This window comes from Streptomyces sp. NPDC050211 (genome assembly GCF_040656035.1).
Taxonomy (GTDB): Bacteria; Actinomycetota; Actinomycetes; order Streptomycetales; family Streptomycetaceae; genus Streptomyces.
Genome location: NZ_JBFALC010000001.1, coordinates 235,672 through 257,383, shown reverse-complemented (window position 1 = coordinate 257,383; position 21,712 = coordinate 235,672). Strand labels below are relative to the sequence as shown.

At 70.1% G+C, this 21,712-nt stretch carries 21 protein-coding genes; 9 read left to right on the top strand and 12 right to left on the bottom strand.

What is annotated here, in order from left to right; genetic code table 11:
• Positions 1 to 6: 6 nt before the first annotated feature.
• Genes AB0I98_RS01115 through AB0I98_RS01105 form a run of 3 tightly spaced genes read right to left on the bottom strand, consistent with a single transcriptional unit; the run spans position 7 to position 3,814 of the window.
• A complete protein-coding gene (locus AB0I98_RS01115) occupies positions 7 to 2,190 on the bottom strand; it encodes a xanthine dehydrogenase family protein molybdopterin-binding subunit (RefSeq protein WP_362933366.1) in 2,184 nt (727 codons plus the stop codon).
• Positions 2,187 to 3,194, bottom strand: coding sequence for a xanthine dehydrogenase family protein subunit M (locus AB0I98_RS01110; RefSeq protein ID WP_362933363.1), 1,008 nt, complete (start codon positions 3,192 to 3,194; stop codon positions 2,187 to 2,189). The genes AB0I98_RS01115 and AB0I98_RS01110 overlap by 4 nt, the downstream gene beginning before the upstream one ends.
• Positions 3,191 to 3,814 (bottom strand): (2Fe-2S)-binding protein, encoded by a 624-nt coding sequence (locus AB0I98_RS01105; protein WP_362933361.1) that lies wholly within the window; start codon positions 3,812 to 3,814, stop codon positions 3,191 to 3,193. Before AB0I98_RS01105 ends, AB0I98_RS01110 begins: the two co-directional genes overlap by 4 nt.
• Before the next feature lie 236 nt (positions 3,815 to 4,050).
• Here AB0I98_RS01105 and uraD point away from each other — a divergent pair, with 236 nt between their 5' ends.
• The 5 genes from uraD to AB0I98_RS01080 all read left to right on the top strand — a co-directional run bounded on the left by uraD (position 4,051) and on the right by AB0I98_RS01080 (position 9,097).
• Positions 4,051 to 4,560 carry a 2-oxo-4-hydroxy-4-carboxy-5-ureidoimidazoline decarboxylase gene (gene uraD / locus AB0I98_RS01100; protein ID WP_362933359.1) on the top strand — a complete coding sequence of 170 codons (510 nt, stop codon included), beginning with the start codon at positions 4,051 to 4,053 and terminating at the stop codon, positions 4,558 to 4,560.
• Positions 4,561 to 4,577: 17 nt separating this feature from the next.
• Positions 4,578 to 4,970 (top strand): hydroxyisourate hydrolase, encoded by a 393-nt coding sequence (gene uraH / locus AB0I98_RS01095; protein ID WP_362933357.1) that lies wholly within the window; start codon positions 4,578 to 4,580, stop codon positions 4,968 to 4,970.
• 6 nt (positions 4,971 to 4,976) lie between these two features.
• The gene (gene pucL / locus AB0I98_RS01090; protein WP_362933354.1) at positions 4,977 to 5,900 is read left to right on the top strand and encodes a factor-independent urate hydroxylase; all 924 of its coding nucleotides are present in this window, start codon (positions 4,977 to 4,979) and stop codon (positions 5,898 to 5,900) included.
• Between the two features lie 120 nt (positions 5,901 to 6,020).
• Positions 6,021 to 7,400, top strand: coding sequence for an 8-oxoguanine deaminase (locus AB0I98_RS01085; protein ID WP_362933351.1), 1,380 nt, complete (start codon positions 6,021 to 6,023; stop codon positions 7,398 to 7,400).
• A gap of 329 nt (positions 7,401 to 7,729) precedes the next feature.
• On the top strand, positions 7,730 to 9,097 hold the full coding sequence (locus tag AB0I98_RS01080; RefSeq protein ID WP_362933348.1) for a nucleobase:cation symporter-2 family protein: 1,368 nt from the start codon (positions 7,730 to 7,732) through the stop codon (positions 9,095 to 9,097).
• A 21-nt stretch (positions 9,098 to 9,118) separates the two neighbouring features.
• Here the strand turns inward: AB0I98_RS01080 and AB0I98_RS01075 are convergent, their stop codons facing one another.
• Both AB0I98_RS01075 and AB0I98_RS01070 read right to left on the bottom strand, forming a co-directional pair.
• A complete protein-coding gene (locus AB0I98_RS01075) occupies positions 9,119 to 9,715 on the bottom strand; it encodes a 3'-5' exoribonuclease (protein WP_362933345.1) in 597 nt (198 codons plus the stop codon).
• 44 nt (positions 9,716 to 9,759) lie between these two features.
• The gene (locus AB0I98_RS01070) at positions 9,760 to 10,557 is read right to left on the bottom strand and encodes a helix-turn-helix domain-containing protein (protein ID WP_362933342.1); all 798 of its coding nucleotides are present in this window, start codon (positions 10,555 to 10,557) and stop codon (positions 9,760 to 9,762) included.
• Positions 10,558 to 10,652: 95 nt separating this feature from the next.
• Between AB0I98_RS01070 and AB0I98_RS01065 the strand changes: the two genes are divergently transcribed.
• Both AB0I98_RS01065 and AB0I98_RS01060 read left to right on the top strand, forming a co-directional pair.
• Positions 10,653 to 11,501: an SDR family oxidoreductase gene (locus AB0I98_RS01065; RefSeq protein ID WP_362933339.1), complete on the top strand. Its 849-nt coding sequence runs from the start codon at positions 10,653 to 10,655 to the stop codon at positions 11,499 to 11,501.
• Between the two features lie 171 nt (positions 11,502 to 11,672).
• Positions 11,673 to 13,379, top strand: coding sequence for a heme peroxidase family protein (locus AB0I98_RS01060; protein ID WP_362933336.1), 1,707 nt, complete (start codon positions 11,673 to 11,675; stop codon positions 13,377 to 13,379).
• A gap of 55 nt (positions 13,380 to 13,434) precedes the next feature.
• Here AB0I98_RS01060 and AB0I98_RS01055 read toward each other — a convergent pair whose 3' ends face one another.
• A complete protein-coding gene (locus tag AB0I98_RS01055) occupies positions 13,435 to 13,857 on the bottom strand; it encodes an acyl-CoA thioesterase (protein WP_362933333.1) in 423 nt (140 codons plus the stop codon).
• 75 nt (positions 13,858 to 13,932) lie between these two features.
• Entirely contained in the window at positions 13,933 to 14,571 is a 639-nt protein-coding gene (locus tag AB0I98_RS01050) for a hypothetical protein (RefSeq protein WP_362933330.1), read from the bottom strand.
• Positions 14,572 to 14,804: 233 nt separating this feature from the next.
• On the opposite strand from AB0I98_RS01050, the gene AB0I98_RS01045 reads away from it, so the two are divergent.
• The gene (locus AB0I98_RS01045) at positions 14,805 to 15,656 is read left to right on the top strand and encodes an aminoglycoside phosphotransferase family protein (RefSeq protein ID WP_362933327.1); all 852 of its coding nucleotides are present in this window, start codon (positions 14,805 to 14,807) and stop codon (positions 15,654 to 15,656) included.
• Between the two features lie 265 nt (positions 15,657 to 15,921).
• On the opposite strand, the gene AB0I98_RS01040 is transcribed toward AB0I98_RS01045, so the two are convergent.
• From AB0I98_RS01040 to AB0I98_RS01030, 3 genes are all read right to left on the bottom strand, one after another.
• The gene (locus AB0I98_RS01040; RefSeq protein ID WP_362933324.1) at positions 15,922 to 16,455 is read right to left on the bottom strand and encodes an HAD domain-containing protein; all 534 of its coding nucleotides are present in this window, start codon (positions 16,453 to 16,455) and stop codon (positions 15,922 to 15,924) included.
• A gap of 82 nt (positions 16,456 to 16,537) precedes the next feature.
• Positions 16,538 to 17,596, bottom strand: coding sequence for an ABC transporter substrate-binding protein (locus AB0I98_RS01035; RefSeq protein WP_362933758.1), 1,059 nt, complete (start codon positions 17,594 to 17,596; stop codon positions 16,538 to 16,540).
• 124 nt (positions 17,597 to 17,720) lie between these two features.
• Positions 17,721 to 18,929: a pyridoxal phosphate-dependent aminotransferase gene (locus tag AB0I98_RS01030; RefSeq protein WP_362933321.1), complete on the bottom strand. Its 1,209-nt coding sequence runs from the start codon at positions 18,927 to 18,929 to the stop codon at positions 17,721 to 17,723.
• A gap of 81 nt (positions 18,930 to 19,010) precedes the next feature.
• On the opposite strand from AB0I98_RS01030, the gene AB0I98_RS01025 reads away from it, so the two are divergent.
• Complete coding sequence (locus AB0I98_RS01025) at positions 19,011 to 19,637, top strand: helix-turn-helix domain-containing protein (protein WP_362933318.1); 627 nt, start codon at positions 19,011 to 19,013, stop codon at positions 19,635 to 19,637.
• A gap of 45 nt (positions 19,638 to 19,682) precedes the next feature.
• Here the strand turns inward: AB0I98_RS01025 and AB0I98_RS01020 are convergent, their stop codons facing one another.
• Together AB0I98_RS01020 and AB0I98_RS01015 are read right to left on the bottom strand one after the other, a co-directional pair.
• Entirely contained in the window at positions 19,683 to 20,441 is a 759-nt protein-coding gene (locus AB0I98_RS01020; RefSeq protein ID WP_362933315.1) for a hypothetical protein, read from the bottom strand.
• A complete protein-coding gene (locus AB0I98_RS01015; protein ID WP_362933312.1) occupies positions 20,441 to 21,706 on the bottom strand; it encodes a VWA domain-containing protein in 1,266 nt (421 codons plus the stop codon). Before AB0I98_RS01015 ends, AB0I98_RS01020 begins: the two co-directional genes overlap by 1 nt.
• Positions 21,707 to 21,712 lie beyond the last annotated feature (6 nt).

Below are 21,712 nucleotides of genomic sequence, written 5' to 3'. Positions count from 1 at the left end.
CGCCCTTCAGATCAGCTTGTCCGGAGTGATGGGCAGGTCGCGGATTCGGCGGCCGGTGGCGTGGTAGATCGCGTTGCCGATCGCCGCCGTCATTCCGGTGCCCGGGGTCTCGCCGAAGCCGCGGGCGTTGAGTGCCTCGCTGGTCGGGTCGGGTTCGTCGATGAAGAGGGCCTGGACGTGGGGGATGTCGGCGTTGACGGGCAGCAGATAGCCGGAGAGGTTGGGGTTGACGATCCGGGCCCGGTGGGGGTCGACCAGGGTGTGCTCGGTGAGGGCGAATCCGACCGCGCAGACGGCGCCGCCGATGGCCTGGCTGCGGATGGTTCTGCGGTTGAGGACCCGGCCGGCGTCGTACGCCCCGAGCATGCGCGTCACCCGGACCCGGCCGACCCGGGGGTCGACGCGTACCTCGGCGAATTCCGCGCCGACGGAGTAGCCGTGTGGGATGGGTACGGGGTCGGTGGTGGCCTCGACCGGCTTGGCGTGCCGGGTGAGGACCGTACGGATGTCCTCGCGGCGCCGGGGCCTGCCGGTCTCGTACAGGATCCCGTCCGCTACGGTGATCCGCTCGGCCGGAACGCCGTGCAGGGGAGAGCGTGGGTCGGCCACCGCGATGTCGATCAACGCCCGGCGGGCCGTGGTGCAGGCCCGGTTGACCGCGGCGCCGACGCCGGGAACGGTGGCGGACGCGACGGACATGAAGGCGAAGGGGTAGTCGGTGTCGCCGAGTTGGAAGTCGACGTCGGCCAGGTCCAGGCCCAGGGTCTGCGCGGCTATCTGGGACATCACCGTGTAGGTGCCGGTGCCGATGTCATGGGTGCCGACCTGGACCACCGCCCTGCCCTCGGTGGAGATCACCACGCGGGCGCCCGCGCCCGGCCTGCCGCCCGCCGTGTGCGCCGCGGTGGCCATGCCCCAGCCGATCAGGGTGTCGCCGTCGCGCATCGACCTCGGACGTGGATCGCGTTCGCTCCAACGGAACTTGGCGGCGCCCTGGCGGTAGCACTCGATCAGGTGCTTGCTGCCGAACGGTGTGCCGGTGGGATCGGGGTTGACGGCGGTGTGGTTGCGCAGCCGGAGTTCGACGGGGTCGAGGTCCAGTGCGTAGCTCAGCTCGTCGAGGGCCGACTCCAGGCCGAAGGCGCCGACGGACTCCGGTGGTCTCATGAAGCTCGGCGCGGGCAGGTCGAGCCGTACCGCGCGCTGGGCGACGTGCACGTTCGGGCAGGCGTACAGCATGCGGGTGGAGTGACTGTTGGAGAACACGACCTGTTCGGTACGGGTGACCTGGTGGGTGCTGACATGGTCGATGGCGATGAGGGTGCCGTCCCGCCCGGCCCCGATCCGCAGGTGCTGGTGTGCTTCGCCGCGGTGCCCGTTGGACGTGAAGGTGTGGGCGCGGGAGAGCACCAGCTTGACCGGACGACGCAGCTCCCGGGCCACGGCGGCGGTGAGCAGGGTGTGCGGCCACACCGGGCCCTTGGCTCCGAAGCCTCCGCCCAGGAACGGCGACAGCACACGCACGTTGCCGAGGGGAACGCCGAGTGCCTGGGAGACGCAGATCCTGGTGGCGTGGCCGCCCTGGGCGGATTCGTACACCGTCACCCGCTCGCCGTCCCAGTCGGCGGTCGTCGTCGACGGCTCGATGGGATTGTGGTGGTGCATGGGCGTGGTGTACGTGACATCGATGCGGACGTCGGCCTGCACCAGCCCCGCCGCCACGTCCCCGCGGGTGTACTCGTTGGGGCCCGACAGGCCCGGCGGAGGCACGTAGGCCTCGTCCATCGCGTCAGCGACGACGGACCGGGGCCGGCGGGCGTCGTAGGAGACGTCGACGAGCGTCGCCGCGTGCTGGGCCTGCTCCAGCGTCTCGGCGACCACGTAGGCCACGGGCTGGCCACTGTGGTGGATGTCCGGGTTCTGCAGGGGGATGTAGCCCTTGAGGAAGCTGATGTACTCGGGCCGCGCCAGGCGCGGCATGTTCCGGTGGGTGAAGACGCCGATGACTCCGGCCGAGCGCTCGGCGTCGCGGGTGTCGATGCCCGTGATGCGCCCGGAGGCGACGGTGCTCATCACCAGGAAGCCGTGCAGCGTCCCGCGGACCTCGGCGTCCGCGGCGTAGGTGGCCGCACCGGTGACCTTGGCGCGACCGTCGATCCGGGGAACAGGGCTGCCTACGATCGGACTCATCGGGTGCCTTCCAGGTCATCGAGTCGGTTGCCTTCCAGGTCGTCGAGGACGCCGGCGAGGGCGCGCTGCACCAGCTCGACCTTGAACGCGTTGTGCTCGCGCGGCTTCGCGCCGCGCACCAGGGCCCGGCCCGCCGCGGCGACGGTGGCGTCGGTCAGCGGCCGGCCGCGCAGAGCGTCCTCGGTCGCGTACGAGCGCCACGGGCGGGGCGCGATGCCGCCGAAGGCCAGCCGGACGTCGGTCACCACCCGCCCCCGCAGGGTCAGGGCGGCGGCCACGGAGACCACGGCGAACTCGAACGAGGCCCGGTCGCGCAGCTTCAGATAGCGCGAGGTGCGGGCCACCGGCGACTCGGGCACCTCGACCCCGGTGATCATCTCGCCGTGCCGCAGCGCGCTCTCCCGGTGCGGGGTGGCGCCGGGCAGGAGGTGGAAGTCCTTGAGCGCGATCGAGCGGCGGCCGTCCGGTCCGAGGGTGAGCACGACGGCGTCCAGGGCGCTCAGTGCGACCGCCAGATCGGAGGGATGTACGGCGATGCAGTGGTCGCTGCCGCCCAGGATCGCGTGCCGGCGGTTCTGTCCGTCGATGGCCGCGCAGCCGCTGCCGGGCTCGCGGCGGTTGCACGGGCTGCCGACGTCGCGGTAGTACCCGCAGCGGGTGCGTTGCATGAGGTTGCCGCCGATCGTGGCCCGGTTGCGCACCTGCGGAGACGCCGACGCCAGCAGGGCCTCGGAGATCGCCGGGAACCGCTCGCGGACCACCGGGTGATCGGCCACCTCCCGCATCCGGGCCGTGGCCCCGATGCGCAGTCGGCCATCGCGCAATTCGATGCCGGAGAGGGGGAGTTCGCCCACGTCCACGACCAGGTCGGGGGCGAGGACGCCGTCCTTCATCAGGTTCGTCAGCTCGGTCCCGCCGGCAATGAACGCGGCTGCGTCACGGGATGCGACCAGACGTACGGCCTCGGACGGACGCAAAGTGCGCGCGTAGTCGAAGGGCTTCATCGACCGGCTCCCTTCGCGGCGTCCCGCACCGCGTCGACGATGTTCGGGTAACAGCCGCAGCGGCAGAGGTTGCCGCTCATCCACTCGCGGATCTCCTCGTCCGAGCGGGTATGACCCTCGTCGACGCAGGCGACGGCGGACATGATCTGCCCGGAGGTGCAGAACCCGCACTGGAAGGCGTCCCGGCGGATGAACGCGGCCTGCACGGGGTGCAGATCATCGCCGCGGGCCAGGCCCTCCACCGTGGTGATCTCCCGGCCGTCCTCCATGACCGCCAGGGTCATACACGACTTCACGCGCTCGCCCTCGATGAGCACCGTGCAGGCACCACACTCGCCGCGGTCGCAGCCCTTCTTCGTGCCCGTCAGACCGAGACGCTCGCGCAGCGCGTCCAGCAGGGTGACCCGGGCCTCGACCGTGAGTGCATGCTCCCGGCCGTTGATACGGAGCGTCACCTCGGCCGTCGATGCCGGGGTGGCCGCGCTGTCCGCGGCGGCTGGACGGACCGCGGCCGCCGCCACCCCGTCCATCGTGACCAGCACGGCGGTGGTGACACCACCGGCTTTGAGCACGCTGCGGCGGCTGTGCCCGCCCGCTGAGACTTGCTCGTTCTCCGACATGCGTCACTGTCTCCCTCTCATCAAGGCGGGGTAGCGACGTCAACGGAAGCATGTTATCGGCGATAGCGCAAGCATTGGAAACGAATCTTTGTTATCAGTGATAACTCCGCGCCGCAGGTCCGGCGGGCTTTGTTACCCGGAATTTTCAACAAAGTGTTGACGTCGTGTTTCGGAGGGCGTTAGCTAGCGGCAGCCCGCTCAAGCACGCACGGCCGGTTACGGCCACGGAGGCTCCCGTGACTTCGACTTCCACGCCCCCGGGTCTGGCCCGGTTCAACGCCCTGGAGGAGCACGCGGCGTTCGCCGCACTGCACGAGGCCTGCGCCGCCACCGCCTGGGCCCGGCGACTGCTCGCCGCCCGACCGTACGCCACCCTCGCGGACCTCTACGCCGCCAGCGATGCCGCGATGGCCGCGCTGACCGCCGTAGACCTCGAAGAGGCGATGGCCGGGCATCCGCCGATCGGGCGCCCCAAGCCAGGGGATCCGACCTCGGCCCGGGAGCAGCGCGGCATGGCCGGTGCCTCCGAGGGGCTCAAGGCGGAGATGCTGGAACTGAACCTGGCCTACCAGGAGAAGTTCGGCCATGTCTTCCTGATCTGCGCGACCGGCCGGACCGGCGAGCAGATGCGGGACGCGGTCAAGGAGCGGATCGGGAACTCGCCGGAGCAGGAGCGGGAGATCGTCCGCACCGAGCTGGGGAAGATCAACCGGATCCGGCTCGCCCGACTCGTCGAAGCAGACTGAAGAGGAAGCCTGACGCCATGAGCACCAGCACCACCGCCTCCGTGTCCACGCACATCCTGGACACCAGCGCCGGCCGCCCCGCCGAGGGCGTCGCCGTCCAGCTCGCGGCCCGGTCGGGGCGTGACGCGTACTGGCGGGCGCTCGGCGGCTCCGCGACCGACGCGGACGGCCGGTGCAAGGACCTCCCCGCGCTGCCGGAGGGGACCACACACGTACGGCTCGACTTCGCGGTGGAGCCGTATTTCGAGAAGAAGCAAGCCGATGCGCAGCAGGACGCCCCCGCGAATCGGGACAGCGGTGCCGTGTTCTTCCCCGAGGTGGCGATCACCTTCGCCGTGCGGCCCGGGGAGCACTATCACGTGCCGCTGCTGCTCAACCCGTTCGGCTACTCCGTTTACCGAGGGAGCTAGCAGACAATGCCCACGATTCTCGGCCAGAACCAGTACGGGAAAGCAGAGAACCGCGTCGTAAAGATCACGCGGGACGGCGCCACCCATCACATCAAGGACCTGAATGTGTCCGTCGCGCTCTCCGGCGACATGGACGAGGTCCACTACTCCGGCTCCAACGCCAACTGCCTGCCGACCGACACCACCAAGAACACGGTGTACGCGTTCGCCAAGGAGCACGGCATCGAATCCGCCGAGCAGTTCGGCATCCATCTCGCCCGGCACTTCGTCACCTCGCAGGAGCCGATCCACCGCGCCCGGATCCGTATCGAGGAATACGCCTGGGAGCGGATCGAGAGCTCCGACGCCAACTCGCAGTTCATCGGCGCCGACGAGGTCAAGCACTCGTTCGTCCGGAAGGGCCAGGAGACCCGGCTGACCCAGATCACGTACGACGGCTCGCAGTGGGAGGTCGTCTCCGGCCTCAAGGACCTCGTCGTGATGAACTCGACGAACTCCGAATTCTGGGGCTACGTCAAGGACAAGTACACGACGCTCCGGGAGGCGTACGACCGCATCCTGGCCACGCAGGTCTCCGGCCGCTGGCGCTTCAACTGGTCCGACGACGAGCAGAAGATGCCCAACTGGGAGAAGTCCTACGAGCAGACCAAGAAGCACATGCTCCAGGCCTTCGCCGAGACCTACTCGCTCTCTCTCCAGCAGACCCTGTACCAAATGGGTTCCCGGATCATCAATAACCGCAGCGAGATCGACGAGGTCCGTTTCTCGCTCCCGAACAAGCACCACTTCCTGGTGGACCTGGAACCGTTCGGGCTGAAGAACGACAATGAGGTGTACTTCGCCGCCGACCGCCCGTACGGCCTGATCGAGGCCACCATCCTGCGGGACGGCTGCGAGGCGAGGATCCCGGTCGATCTCAGCAACCTCTGATCAACTCCATATCCTCGGCACCCGCGGCCGGTGAGTTTCCTTACCGGCCGCGGCACTCAAATTCCTCAGGGTCCTGCCGTGCCCTCTCACTGTGAGTCCACTGAGCGAAAAGGACGCATCATGGCAGCAGCCCAGCGCATCGTCATCGAGAACTGTTCGATCGCGACGGTCGACGCCACCGACACCGAGTACGCCACGGGGTATCTCGTCGTCGCCGGCAACCGCATCGAGGCGCTCGGTCCGGGCAGGGCCCCCGAGGGCCTGGAGAACGTCGTACGCCGTATCGACGCCACCGGCCATCTGGTGACCCCCGGTCTGGTCAACACCCACCACCACTTCTACCAGTGGATCACCCGGGGCCTGGCCACCGACCACAACCTCTTCAACTGGCTCGTCGCCCTGTACCCGACCTGGGCGCGCATCGACGAGCCGATGGTGTACTCGGCCGCGCAGGGGTCCCTGGCGATGATGGCCCGCGGCGGTGTCACCACCGCCATGGATCACCACTACGTCTTCCCGAAGGGCTCCGGCGATCTGTCCGGCGCGATCATCCGCGCCGCCCGCGAGATGGGCGTCCGCTTCACCCTCGCCCGCGGCTCCATGGACCGCAGCGAGAAGGACGGCGGACTGCCGCCGGACTTCGCCGTCGAGACCCTGGACGGTGCGCTCGCCGCGACCGAGGCGACCGTGAAGGAGCACCACGACGCGTCCTTCGACGCGATGACCCAGGTGGCCGTGGCTCCTTGCTCGCCCTTCTCGGTTTCGACCGAACTCCTCCGGGACGGTGCCCAGTTGGCCCGTCGGCTCGGTGTACGGCTGCACACGCACGGATCGGAGACGGTCGAGGAGGAGCAGTTCTGCAAGGAACTGTTCGGCATGGGCCCGACCGACTACTTCGAGTCGACGGGCTGGCTCGGTGAGGACGTGTGGATGGCGCACTGCGTCCACATGAACGACTCCGACATCGCCGCGTTCGCCCGTACGAAGACCGGTGTCGCCCACTGTCCCTCGTCCAACGCCCGGCTCGCGGCCGGTATCGCCCGCGTCCCCGACATGCTCGCCGCCGGCGTCCCGGTCGGCCTCGGCGTCGACGGCACCGCGTCCAACGAGTCCGGCGAACTCCACACCGAACTGCGCAACGCGCTCCTCATCAACCGGCTCGGCGCGCACCGGGAAGCGGCGCTGAACGCACGGCAGGCGCTGCGCCTCGGCACGTACGGTGGCGCCCAAGTCCTTGGCCGCAGCGCCGAGATCGGCTCGCTGGAGCCGGGGAAGCTGGCCGACCTGGTGCTGTGGAGGCTGGACACGCTGGCCCATGCGTCGATCGCCGATCCGGTGACGGCGCTGGTCTTCGGTGCGGCTGCTCCTGTCACCGCGTCGTTCGTGAATGGGCGTCAGGTCGTGGAGGACGGGCGGTTGCTGCACGTCGACGAGGATGCGATCGCTCGGTCGACGCGGGAGGAAGCGCGGCGGTTGGCGGGGATCGCCGCGGGACGCTGAGCGCGAAGCGCTCCGTGGGATGTGCCGCGGTGGGTCGTAGCTCGTCTGCGGCGCCGTCGTGGTTGGTCGCGCCCACGCGGCGGAGCCGCATATCGATACAGCCCCGCGCCCCTTCGGGGCGCGTTGATCTCCGGCCGGGAGGGACGGCTCCCGGTCGGTAGCCGGGGACCCCACTAGGGTTCGCGGCGGCCGTCGCCGGGGCGTGCATGGACGTGTGCGCCCCGGAACGGTCTCCGTCCTCTTCTCCAACGGTCCCGCACGACCGCGCATCACCTCCTTGAAACCCACGTCAGAGCCGACGTGCTGTCAACCGACCGGAGGAGCCGCCCGTGTCCGCCCACCCCGTCGACGAAAAACTCCCCGCCGCCAAGATGGCGACGACCGGCCTGCAACATGTGGCCGCGATGTACGCGGGAGTCGTCGCCCCACCTCTGATCATCGGCGCGGCCATCGGCCTCTCCGGCACCGAACTGACCTTCCTCACCGGCGCCTGTCTGTTCACCGCGGGCCTCGCCACGTTTCTCCAGACCATCGGCGTCTGGAAGATCGGCGCCCGGCTGCCGTTCGTCAACGGCGTCACCTTCGCCGGTGTCGCCCCCATGGCCGCGATCGTCGCCTCCACCGAGGACAAGTCCGACGCGCTGCCGGTCATCTTCGGCGCGGTGATCGTGGCGGGGCTCCTCGGCTTCATCGCCGCCCCCTTCTTCAGCAAGGCGGTGCGTTTCTTCCCGCCGGTCGTCACGGGGACGGTGATCACGCTCATAGGTGTGTCACTGCTGCCGGTCGCCTTCGGCTGGGCGCAGGGTCCCGACCCCGCCGCGGACGACTACGGCTCCACGACCTACCTGGGCCTGGCGGCGGCGACGCTCGTGATCGTGCTGCTTCTGCGCCGCTTCACCCGCGGCTTCGTCAAGCAGATCGCCGTCCTGCTCGGCCTGGTCGTGGGCACGCTCGTCGCGATCCCGTTCGGGGTCACGGACTTCGGTCCGGTCGCGGACGCGGCCGTGATCGGCTTCCCGACGCCGTTCCACTTCGGCGCCCCGCAGTTCCAGGTCGCCGCGATCGTGTCGATGTGCGTCGTGATGGTGGTCTCGATGACCGAATCGACCGCCGACATGCTGGCGTTGGGCGAGATCGTCGAGCGCCCCGCCGACGAGAAGACCATCGCGGCGGGCCTGCGCGCCGACACCCTCGGCTCGGCGATCAGCCCGCTCTTCAACGGCTTCATGTGCAGCGCCTTCGCACAGAACATCGGCCTGGTCGCGATGACGAAGATCCGCAGCAGGTACGTCGTCGCCACCGGCGGCGGATTCCTCGTGCTGATGGGCCTGTGCCCGGTCGCCGCCTCGCTGATCGCCGTCGTACCGCGTCCGGTGCTCGGCGGCGCGGGCGTCGTCCTGTTCGGATCGGTCGCCGCGAGCGGCATCCAGACGCTGGTGAAGGCGGGCCTGGAGAAGGACAACAACGTGCTGATCGTCGCCGTCTCCCTGGCTGTCGGCATCATCCCGATCACCGCGCCGGAGTTCTACCACGCCTTCCCGGAGACGGCGAAGATCGTCCTGGACTCGGGCATCTCCACGGGCTGTGTGGCCGCGGTGGTCCTGAACCTGCTCTTCAACCACCTGGGCAAGCGGCGGGACGCCCAGGACGTCACCCATCCCATGGAGGCCGGCGAACACATCGCCGCCGCCCCCTGAACCCGGCGCGCGTCGAAGAGGTCACGGTGCTGTGCCGGGCCATGCCATGAGGTTCGCGAAGAGCTCCGCCTGCTCGATCGCGTCGTCCAGCGCGTGATGCGTGTGGCGCCGCCGGGAGAGCAGCTCGCGCGGCATCGTGCCCTTCGCCACCGCCCGCAGCGGCAGCCCCGCCTTCGTCGCGTACAGCGTCTTCATGTCCAGGCAGCCGGAGTGCCCGAAGGGGCTCGTGCCGGTGAAGCGGATCAGGTACCAGTACAGGAAAGTCCAGTCGTACGACGCCGGATAGCCGCACATCACGGGTTGCGCGCCCGCGCTGACCTCGCGCACCCAGTCGCTGAACTCGGCGAGCGCGACTGCCGGTTCGGCACCTTCCGTACGGAGCCGGTCCCGGTCGAGCCCGCTCACAGCCAGCGCCTCCGGCACGAACTCCTCACTGATCGGCCTGAGTTCACGGTAGAAGGTCGCCTCCTCCGGGTCGGTCGGCGTGAACCCCTCGGCATCCTGCACTCCGGCGACCGCCGCGCCCAGGCTGATCATGGAGTACGGGCCGGGGATGGGACCGTCGGCCTCGATGTCGACGGAGATGTAGAGGCTGGGCTTGACGCGTCGTGCGGACATGGCACCGGAGCATCGCAGGCGGGAGCAGTACGCCGCATCCGAATTCAGGGGCGAGGGTTGGCCTGGCACGGGGTGGCCGCGGGCAGTCGGCCGGTGACGTACGAGCGGGGCGGGACGCCCATCAGGGCGCGGAAGTCGGACGTCATGTGCGACTGGTCGTAGTAGCCGGTGGCGGCGGCGAGTTCGGCCCAGGGCGCGGTCGTGGCGTGGGTGAGGACCGCGCGTACGCGGTTGATACGGGCGTAGTGCTTGGGGGACAGGCCCACACCCTCCGCGAAGAGGTTGCGCAACTGACGCTCGCTGACCGCCAGTTCGCGGGCCACCTCGCTGACCTGCCCCGGTACGTGGCCGAAACGGACCGACATCGCGTCGGCCCCGGCCCGCACCAGCTCGGAGCGGGCCCGGTCGGCCGTCGCGGTCAGCCGCTCGGGCAGTACGTCCGCCAGGTGGGTCACTGTCTCCTCGGGGGACAACCACCGCAATTCGCGGTCGAGTCGACGTGCCGTGCCGCCAGGCAGCTCGCCCAGCGGTACGACCCTCCCCACCAGGGAGGCCGCCGGGATGCCCAGTAGGGGGCGGGCCGTGCCGGGTGCGAGGCGCAGCTCCACACAAGAGGCCAGGGCCTTGCCATCATGGTACGAAGCCCGCACCCGTGGGCCGACGGCGAGGATGTCGCGATGCCCGGTCACCGCCACGCGGAGGACGACCTTCGTGCCGGTGTCCGGGAGGTGGACGAACGCCTCCTCGGGCGGGCCGACGGCGGACACGGTGCTGATCCCGGCGATCCACGGGCGCAGGACCTCGGGCAGGGGAAGGGCCTGCTCGGCACGGGCGTTCGTCACGCCTTCACCGTAGACGAGCCGTGCGGCCGGGAGGGCGGGCGAACCGTGCCGGTATTTCCAAGAGACCGATGCCCCGACCGGCTCACCGTGGGGACATGATCCTCGTGACCGGTGCCACGGGCACCATCGGCAGTGAAGTCGTACGACAGCTCGCGGCGCGCGGCGCGAAGGTGCGCGCCCTGACCAGGGAACCGGCGAAGGCCGGCGTGCCCTCGGGAGTGGAGGTGGTGCGCGGTGACTACCTCGACCCCGGTTCCCTGGACGCCGCGATGTCGGGGGTGACGGCCGCGTTCCTGCTGGGCGTACCCGGTCCGGACTCGCGGCACGACCAGGACCTGGTGGCGGCGGCACGGGCGGCGGGTGTGCACCGGTTGGTGAAGCTCTCCGCGATCGGGACGGGTGACCCGGACGTCGGCCCGTCCGGCGACTGGCACGTGCCCGGTGAGCGGGCGGTGCGGGACAGCGGCGGCGAGTGGACGATCCTGCGGCCCTCGACCTTCGCTTCGAACACGCTGAGCTGGGCGCCGGCCGTCAGGGAGGGCAAGCCGGTGCCGAACATGACCGGTGACGGGCTGTCGGGGGTGATCGATCCGCGGGACGTGGCCGAGGTGGCGGCACGGGTCCTCGTCGACGGTGGGCACGCGGGGCGGACGTACACCCTGACCGGACCGGAGGCGATCAGCGTCCCCGGGCAGGCCGCCGCACTCGCCTCGGTCCTCGGCCGGCCGATCGCCACGCAGGATCTCTCGCCGGACGAGACGCGCGACCACCTGCTCACCGTGTGGGGCTTCGACGAAGCGCAGGCGGCGGGCATCCTGGCCGGCACCGCCTTCGTTCGCGGGGGCGGCAACGCGGTCGTCACCGAGGACGTGCCGGAGCTGCTGGGCAGGGCGGCCCGGACGTACCGGGAGTGGGCCGAGGACCACAGGCAGGCGTTCGCCTGAGTTGGCGAACGCCTGAGGCTGATGGTGCATCAGTTTCTCTGCTCAAGTGGGAACTTGTCCGCCTACTGGTCCGTTGTCGCATTTACAGACATGTATGCGCATGACTGACCTCTCCGCGCCCGGTGGGGACCGGCCGCGGAGTTCGGGGGACAGGAAACCGGGGGTAATTCAGTGCATCGACACCATCGTGAGACCTACTACGTCGTCGACGAGGGCCGGATCTTAGAGTTCGAGAAGGGTAAGGCCGCCGCACGCGTGCCGACCGCGACCGAGCAGCAGATGGCCTTCCGCTTCTCCAGGTTCGGCAAGAAGAAGGGCGTCCAGCTGGACGAGGAGCTGCGCGCCAAGCTCGCCGCGGCCATGACCACCGTGGGCCGGGAGGGCGACGACCCGGACTCGGGCGAGCCCGGCACACCGATCCCGGCGGGCTTCACCTACCTCGGTCAGTTCGTCGACCACGACCTGACGCTCGACCGCACCCAGGTGGGCCTGGGCGACCCGGTCCCGGTCGAGGACCTGGTGCAGGGCCGCAGCCCGGCACTCGACCTCGACTCGCTCTATGGCCTGGGCCCGGACCACGCCGGCAGCGCCCGGTTCTACGAGCCGGACGGCCACCTCAAGATGGGGACGACGCTCGGCGTCCCGTTCCCGCCGGAGCTCCCGCCCGCCAACACCGACCAGAAGGGCTTCGACCTGCCCCGGGCCGGCGAGACGGCCGGCGGCACCCGGGCCGACCAGCGCGCCCCCCTGATCCCGGACGGGCGCAACGACGAGAACCTGGCCGTGGGCCAGCTGCATCTGGCCTTCATCCGCTTCCACAACCGCGTCCTCGACCGGCTCGCCGAACGCGGAGTGCCCGAGAAGCGGGCATTCCGCATGGCCCGGGAGACGGTCGTCAAGCACTACCAGTGGATCCTGCGCACCGACTTCCTGCCGCGCATCGTCGACCCGGAGATCGTCGAGCGCGTCTTCACCCGCGGACGGCGCCACTTCGAGGTACCGGGGCGGTCCCGGCCCGGAGACCTGCCGACGATGCCCATCGAGTTCTCCGTCGCCGCCTACCGGCTCGGACACAGCATGGTGCGCACCGCCTACCAGTGGAACAGCGTGTTCCGCGCCGGTGGCCCCGGCGGTATCGCCACGCTCGGTCTGCTGTTCCGGTTCAGTGGCACGGCGGGCAACCTCACCCCGGGCGACCCGAACAACCCGGATGACCTGAGCGACCTCGACGACCCGAACGCGGGGGAGATCCTGCGGCTGCCCAGCAACTGGATCGTCGACTTCCGCAGGCTGTTCGACTTCGGTGAGGTGGGCCGCGACGATCTGGTCGTGCCCAAGGGCGAGTTCAACCTCGCCAAGCGGATCGACACGCTGCTCGTCGACCCGCTGGCCGCGCTGCCCACCGGCACCTTCGACGGCCGTGGCCGCCCGGCCCCGCCGCCGATCCAGCGCAACCTGGCCTTCCGCAACCTCACCCGGGCCGGAATGGTCGAGCTGATCACCGGACCGCAGCTCGCCGCGCAGATGCGCATCAAGCCGCTGACGGCGGACCAGATCCTGCGGGGCAGGGGCGGTGCCGAGCTCGGCCAACTGACCGACAAGGAGCGGGAGTCGCTGGTGGCGCACACCCCGCTGTGGTTCTACATCCTGCGCGAGGCCGAGGTGAACGAACGCCACCCCGGCCGCCTCACCGGCGTCGGCGGCACCCTCGTCGCCGAGGTCTTCCATCGCGCGATGGAAGGCAGCCGGACGTCCATCGTGAAGCACCCCGGCTGGCGCCCGAGCCTGCCGTCCCATCGCAAGGGCGCGTTCACGATGGCGGACCTGCTGCTGTTCGCCTTCGAGGACGACGCGGACCTGTTGAACCCGCTGGGCTAGACGGGGAGTTCCCCCGGATCCTGGGCGGAGGCGGTCGCATCCGCCCAGGCACAGGTCAGAGACCGAACAAGCTCGGATCGGCCGCCAGTTCCTTGAACCGCTCCTGCGGTGCGGCGACCAGCTTGCGGGCCGTGAGGTCCAGCAGTCCGCCGATGCCCGTGATCTCGGCGGCCACCGTGCCGTCGGTCTTGCGGATCGTCTGCTCGATGCGGAAGGTCTTGCCCTCGCCCCAGGCGAAGGCGCAAGTCACCTCGACCTCGTCGCCCGCGAGCAGTTCGCGCCTGTAGCGGATGCTGGTCTCCAGGGCGACGGGTCCCACGCCCTGGGCAATGAGGCCGGCCTGGCTGATCCCGGCCGCCTTCAGCAGCGACCAGCGGGCGTGCTCGGCGTAATTGAGGTACACGGCCTGATTGAGGTGACCCTGCACATCGGTCTCGTATCCGCGGACGGTCACCCGCACGGAAAACGGCTCGCTCACGGTTTTCCCTTCACGTACTCGGCATCACGTATTCGATGATCTGGTCGGCCGATCTTGGCATGCCCATCATCCTCTTCACGCCCGGCGCGGGGACGCCAGCAGATACCGGATCCTCGTGCGCGGCTCGGTGTACTCGCCGACCTGCCAGCCCGCCTTCTCCAACGTCGCCGCGCAAGCGCGCAGGGCATCGACGTCCGGCTCGTACACGGCGACGGCCTCCGGCTGCGGGGTCGCGATCACGCGGTAACCGGGGGAGTCCAGCCCGGCGGGGCGATGCCCGGCTGCCTCCAGGGCGAGGGCGGCGGCCTGCACCAGATGGCCGCGTTCCCAGCCGCACGGCCGGTCGGTGGCGCCGTCCGGATTGGTCATCCGGCGCAGCTCGAGCAGCCCCTGCCAGGCGCTGTGCACTTCACGGACCCGGGAGGGTCCCGCATCCGGCACGCTCTCCTCGCCGCCGACGCGGGCGGCGAAGACACCGGTCGCTGCCGAGGGTGTCCGGGCGGTCGTCGGTTCCGGAGCGGCCTTGGGCACCTCCTCCCGTATCCGATGCCCTGCCGGGGTCAGAAAGTGATCGTGCGGAGGCCGCGGATGCCGGAAGGCGAGCCCCCGCTTCACCAGCGCCTCCAGCTGCGCCTCCGTACCCCTGAGCCGCCCGGTCACCGGATCGGCGGCGTCGATGACACGGCGCTGGGCGGCGGTCGGCGGTCGTGTCACGGCGTGCTCCCTTCCAGCGGTTCCCCCACCGCTTCGAAGGCTACGACCCGGGTCTGACATTCCACCCTGCGATCACCGGTCGCCCGTGTTCGGTGCAGGCGGCAGCCCGCGCCGCCGTGCCGTGAGCACCTTTGCGCGGCCCCGCTTCGCCGGCCGATACGTGGTCGTATGATGCGCAGGCTGTACCGCTTGGAGAGTTGCGGCAGCGCTCAAGGGAGAGGGGCGAGGCGACGATGCAGGCGTCAGAGGTCCCGCGTGCGGTTGCCGCGGCCATGTCGACCGCCTCATCACTTGGCCTGACAGCCGACGACGCGATCGTTCTTCATGACTCGAACAAGCTCACTCTGCGTCTGCTGCCTTCTGACGTCCTGGCCCGGGTGGCACCTGTAGCGCATCAGGTCGCACAGTTCGAAATCGAGCTTGCTCAGCGGCTCGCCGAATCCGGGTGCCCTGTGGCTGCTCTCGAGCCTCGAGTGGAGCCACGCGTCTATGAGCGTGACGGCTTCGTGGTCACGCTATGGACCTACTACGCACCTGTGACGCCTCGAGAGGTCTCATCAGCCGACTACGCCCATGCGCTCGAGCGGCTGCATGCCGGCATGCGCAAGCTCGATGCCCCGACGCCGCATTTCACGGATCGAGTCGAGCAGGCTCAACAACTCGTGGCGAACCGCGACCGCACTCCGGCGCTCGCTGACGCGGACCGGGAGCTACTCGGCGACACGTTACGAAGCCTCAGACGAGCGATCTGCGGGCGCGGCAGCACTGAGCAGCTGCTGCACGGCGAACCGCACCCGGGCAACCTGCTCAGCACGAAGAACGGACTGCTGTTCATAGACCTTGAGACGTGTTGCCGTGGGCCCGTCGAATTCGACCTCGCCCATGCGCCCGAAGAGGTCAGCGAGCACTATCCGGGTGTCGATCAAGACTTGCTGCGCGAGTGCCGGATCCTCGTGCTGGCGATGATCACAGCGTGGCGCTGGGATCGAGGCGACCAACTCCCGAACGGGCGCCAGCTGGCCGCAGAGTGGCTCAGCCAGATCCGAGCGGCACTCGATCGCAACGGCCTGGATACCCATGGCTGATCGCGTGCCTGCAGAGCGGGCGCGGGAGTGGACCCACCTGGAGCCGCTGCAGGACGTAGGTCCCGAGTGGACCCGGGACAGCGCCCGCTGGGGCCCGAAGCCGCATTCCCGGCGCGCGGCGCATCCGGCGTGGCGCGTGCGGAGGCGGGTCGAGGCGCTGCCGGCGGAGTTGAAGCGGCAGGAACCAGCAGGCCGCTCACGCCGGAGCTCCCGTTGCAACGGGCTGGGTCTCCCCGTGCCGGACCAGCAGAAGATCACCCATGCCTCACAGGCTTTGGGCCCACCGCTCCAGCCGCGCGAACTCGGCCTCCCGAAGCCCTCGGCGCGGATCGATCCGCAGTAGCAGCGCGGGCCCGTCGTGGTGCTCGGCGACATGCCGTACGTCCAGGTCGGACACCATGTCGTCGACCCACACGAAAGGCCGCCCGGCCGCCCACTCCACGACCCGCCGCGTCTTCCAGTACAGCCCGTCCGGGTCCTTGGCGAACAGGTTCGTGAACTCGATGACCGGCAGATCTCCCGGCAGCCCGATCACCGGCGCGATCATCTCGTTGGCCTCGTGCATCCAGGTCGTCGCCCAGGCCAGCTCGTACGGCAGCGCCAGCAGCCGCGCCCCGTGCCCGGGATGCAGCCGCACCCGAAGCCCTCGCCGCAACCGCCGTGACCCCGGCGCCTGCCGCGCCGACCACGCCGAGGGATGCAGCCGACGTGTCACATAGCCGCGGTGCCGGGTGAACACGGCGCGGTACGGGTTGAGGGGGCCGTCGACGTCGAGGAGCAGCAGGGGGCGATCGCTCATGAAGGTGGCTTACCCGGGCTCGCCGCCGCCCAGTGCCTCGCCGTCGCCTGGCGGACACGTCCGACGTCCGCGCCGATCGCCGTCACGCGGTCACGGTCTTCGATTCCCGGACCGCCGCCGCGAGTTGCTCGATGCGCGGTGCGTACCCTGCGTGGCTGAACCGCTCCTCGTTGGCCCACGGGATCGTCTGGTCCGCCCGTACGGCGGGCAGGCCGGCCCAGGTCGGCTTGGTCTTCTTCAGCTCGGCCGGCTGGAGGTTGCCGGTGCGGTTGTCGACGAGGATCAGATCGGCCTCGTACGTGTCGGCGTTCTCCCAGCTGAGTTGCTGCCAGAAGCCGCCCTCGCCCGTCTTCGTGGGGGTGACGAACTCGACGCCGAGCGACTTGTAGTAGCGCAGGTCCGTGAAGTCGTCCGGGGTGGCGACGTACAGGATGTCGGCCGCGGCGGAGATCGCCATGACCTTCAGGCCGCCGCGCGACTTGGCCGCCTGGCGGAGGGTCTCCGAGGCCGTCTCGAAGCGCTGCTTGGCGGCGGTGACCTTGTCGGCCTTCACGTCGGCGCCGAGGGAGGCGGCGAGCGCGGTGAAGCGGCCGATCACATGGGTGAGCGAGCTCTTCGCGGTGAGGATGCCGACGCTGGGAGCGAGCGACTCGATCTTCTCGGCCGACTCCTCGGGGACGTACCAGAGCGCCGGTGGTTCGGTCATCTGGGCGATCAGGAGGTCGGGTCGCAGTCCGGCGTACCGCTCGACGTTGAACTGGGGATAGGTGTTGCCGAGGATCGTCACCTTGTCCACGTCGACGCTGCCGGCCCGGGGGTCGGGCTCGCCGCTCTCCAGCTTGGTGGGGCCGAAGACGGCGGTGCACTCGATGCCGAGGTCGTGGAGGGCCGCGGCGGCGCCGATGAAGGCGACCAGCCGCTTGGGAGTGCTGTCCGACGTGACCGTCTTCCCCCGGTCGTCCGTGAAGCGCCAGGGTCCGGTGTTCGTCGCGGAACCCTTCGCCTCCTCACCCTCACCCTCGCCGTCGCCGCACGCCGCAAGAAGTCCCCCAAGGCCGAGAACGCCGGCCGAGGTGAGGACTCCGCGGCGGGAGAGCGCTCGGCCGGACGGAGGGGACGAGGAGGGCCTGTGGCGCGGCATGTGCATGGAGGGCGTTCCCTTCTCCGAGGAGCGGAAAATCAAGTTAGGTTAGCCTAAGTTGCCCCTCTCCGGCAGCTCTCTCCGGCAGCCTCTCCGCGCCTCGCGACGAGTCTGAGGCTCGCCGCTACTGCCGATACCCGCTCAGGAACCGCCCGATCCGACCGATCGCCGCCTCCAGATCCTCCGCGTGCGGCAGGGTGAGGATGCGGAAGTGGTCGGGGGTGGGCCAGTTGAAGCCGGTGCCCTGGACCACCTGGATCTTCTCCCGGAGCAGCAGGTCGAGGACGAACTTCTCGTCGTCGTGGATCTTGTGTACGGACGGGTCCAGGCGCGGGAAGGCGTACAGCGCGCCCTTCGGCTTCACGCATGACACGCCGGGGATCTCGTTGAGCTTCTCCCAGGCCACGTCGCGCTGTTCGCGCAGACGCCCGCCCGGCGTGGTGAGATCGCGGATGGACTGCCGGCCGCCGAGCGCCGCCTGAATCGCGTACTGGGCGGGCGCGTTGGCGCACAGCCGCATGGAGGCCAGCATGGTCAGGCCCTCCAGGTAGTTCTTGGCGTGCTGCTTCGGGCCGGTGATCACGAGCCAGCCGGAGCGGAAGCCCGCCACGCGGTACGTCTTCGACAGGCCGCAGAAGGTGAGGACGACCAGGTCGGGGGCGAGCGCGGCGGCCGAGTGGTGGACGGCGTCGTCGTACAGGATCTGGTCGTAGATCTCGTCGGCGAAGACCATCAGGCCGTGCCGCCGGGCGAGGTCGAGGATGCCCTCGATGATCTCCTTCGGGTAGACCGCGCCGGTGGGGTTGTTCGGATTGATGATGACGACGGCCTTGGTGCGGTCGGTGATCTTCGCCGCCATGTCGTCCAGGTCCGGGTACCAGTCGGCCTGTTCGTCGCAGAGGTAGTGAACCGCCTTGCCTCCGGCGAGCGTTGTCACCGCCGTCCAGAGGGGGAAGTCGGGGGCCGGGATCAGCACCTCGTCGCCGTCCTCCACCAGCGCCTGTACGGCCATCGAGACCAGCTCGGACACGCCGTTGCCGAGGAAGACGTCGTCGACGCCGACCTCCAGGCCGAGGGTCTGATAGCGCCCCGCCACGGCCCGGCGGGCGGACAGGATGCCGCGCGAGTCCGTGTAGCCGTGCGCCTGCGGGAGCATCCGGATCATGTCCTGGAGGATCTCCTCGGGCGCCTCGAAGCCGAAGAGCGCGGGGTTGCCGGTGTTCAGGCGCAGCACGCTGTGGCCGGCCTCCTCCAGCGCGTTGGCGTGTTCGATCACCGGGCCGCGGATCTCGTAACAGACCTCGCTGAGCTTGCTCGACTGCCGGAACTCCATGCGCCCCTCCGGTATCTGGTGTTGCTTGGTTTTACCAAGTGTGAGCTTGGAAAGTCCAATGACACGTCTAGACTGCGTCGCATGTCACCTCGCCGAAGCTACGACCAGTACTGTTCCGCCGCCCGGGCGCTCGACCTCGTCGGTGACCGCTGGACCCTGCTGATCGTCCGGGAGCTGCTGGCCGGTCCCCGCCGCTACACCGACCTGCACGCGGACCTGCCGGGCGTCAGCACGGACGTACTCGCCTCGCGGCTGAAGGACATGGAGCGCGACGGGCTGACCACGCGACGCCGGCTGTCGCCGCCCGGCGCGGCGTTCGTCTACGAACTCACCGGACGCGGGCGGGAGTTGCTGCCGGTCCTCCAGGCCCTGGGCACCTGGGGACAGGCCGAGCTGGGCGAGCGGCGGCCCACCGACGCCGTACGGGCGCACTGGTTCGCGCTGCCCCTGCTGCGGTGCCTCGAAGGCCAGGGAGTGGTCGAAGTCCGGCTGGAGGAGGGCGAGTTCCATGTGTACGTCGGGGCCGAGAAGGGGCCCGTTTACGGCGAGGGGCCCGCGCCCGTGGAGCCCGACGCCCGGCTGGTCCTGGACGCCGGCACGTGGGAGGCGGTCGGGCGGGGGGAGTCGAGCCTGGCGGACGCGGTACGGGACGGCCGTATCACCGTGAGCGGTGAGGGGACGCTGGCCAAGGCGCTGCGGGAGGCATGAGAAAGGGCCCGCCGTACGACCGTACAGCGGGCCCCGTCGACCAGTTCAGACGCCTTGCGGTCGTCCCGACCCTCGCGTCAGCGCATACCCGCCGATCCCCGCGAGCGCGGCCAGCACGCCGCCGAGCGCGGTCCACACCCACCGGTCGGACCACCAGCCGGAGGACCAGCCGTCCTCGGGCTCGATCGCGGACAGCACGGCCGAGGGCGACGAACTCTCCTCGGTCTCAGGGGACTTCACCGCGATGCCCGGCACCAGCGGCTGCGCCAGCGAACCGTCCACCGCCGCCGACCCGCCGATGTCCTTGGAGGACACCTCGACGGCCGCGGAGACCGGAAGGCCGAGGTCGGTGGTCGTCAGGTCGACGACCGTCAGCCGGATGTAGTACGTGCCCGGCAGCGGGTCGTTGGCCCATGGCTCCGACCAGCCGCGCACCGTGCGCAGGGTGCAGGCCAGCTCGACCGAAGGTGTGTCCTGGGCGGCGGTGCGGGTCTGCGCGCCGTACTGGCAGGCCTGGCGGCGGCGCAGTCCGTCGTACACGTCGAGCTGCCAGGTCTCGGCGGCGTGCGCCTCAGGGAGGTCGACCGTGGCCTTCACGGTGGGACGGCTGCCGGCGTCCGCCGGGAACGACCAGTACAGGTAGTCGCCCGCCGAGCCGCTCGCCGTCGCCTTCTGGCCCTGGTCGATCTCCGTCGCCGTACGGAAGGACGTGCCCGCCTGTGCCGGAGCCTCCGCCGCCACCGCCGGACCCGCGGCCACCCCCAGCAGCACCAGCGCCGCACTCAACACACGTGTGATCCACATCAGTTGGTCCTCCAGACCGCGACCCGCCAGCGTGAAACCCAACCCCACACGACACCGGCGAGGAAGCCCGTGAGGATCAGCGCGCCCAGCAACCACCAGCCGCGCCCGAGGCCGAAGGAGGCCACGTCGCCCGACTGCGAGGGCCCGTCCACGACGTCGACGGTGAGTTCGAGGGGCAGACCCGGCGTGGTCTGCACGCCGGAGGCCGCCGAGAAGGAGTTGGTGACCTGGAGGCAGACCGTCTCGGCCGGAGCGTTCTCCTCGTCGCTCTCCGCCTTCGGGTACCGCAGACCGGTCGAGATGACGTCCGTACGGCCGTTGCCCGTCCCCTCGCCGCGCACGATCTCGCGCCCGCGTTCGGTGACGGCCCGCAGCAGCACGCCGTAGCCGGGGTTGACGGCCCGGTCGGCCGCCACGCTCACCGAGGCGCGCAGCTCCTGGCCGGGGTTCACGGCCACGCGGTACCAGCGCTGCTGGTGGAACTCCTCGCGGTCGGTGTAGAGCCCGGACTTCAGCGTGGGCGCCTGCGCGCACGCGTCGGCCCCCTCGGTGGCCACCGGCGTCACCACCGGATCGGCCGCCCGGTCCACCAACTGGTTGACGCGGTCGGTGAGTTCGTCGGTGTGCTCGACCGAGGTGTACGTCCCTCCGGTCGCCTCGGCGATACAGCTGAGCTGCTGCCGCATCTTGGCGTTGGGCACCAGGCCGAGGGTGTCGATGGTCAGGCCGATGCCCTTGGCGGCGATCTCGCGGGCGACCTCGCACGGGTCGAGCGGGGCGCAGGTGTCCTCGCCGTCGCTGATCAGCACGATGCGCTTCGAGCCGGTGCCGCCGTCGAGGTCGTCGGCCGCCTTCAGCAGCGCCGGGCCGATCGGCGTCCAGCCGGTGGGCGTCAGGGTCGCGACCGCCGTCTTGGCCTCGGTGCGGTCCAGCGGGCCGACCGGGTAGAGCTGGGCGGTGTCCTTGCAGCCCGTCTTCTGGTCGTCCCCGGGGTAGTTGGCGCCCAGAGTGCGGATGCCGAGTTCGACCTCCTCGGGCGTCGCGTCGAGCACCTCGTTGAACGCCTGCTTCGCCGCGGCCATCCGGGACTGGCCGTCGATGTCCCTGGCCCGCATGGAACCGCTGACGTCGAGCACGAGGTTCACCTTCGGCGCGTCCTCGCCCGTGGGTTCGCCGGCGGCCGCCGCGGCCGGGAAGGCGAGCCCGGCCGTCAGCGTGGCGAGCAGGGCGCAGATGCCCGCCGCGAGCCGATGTCTTGTGATCATCGGCGG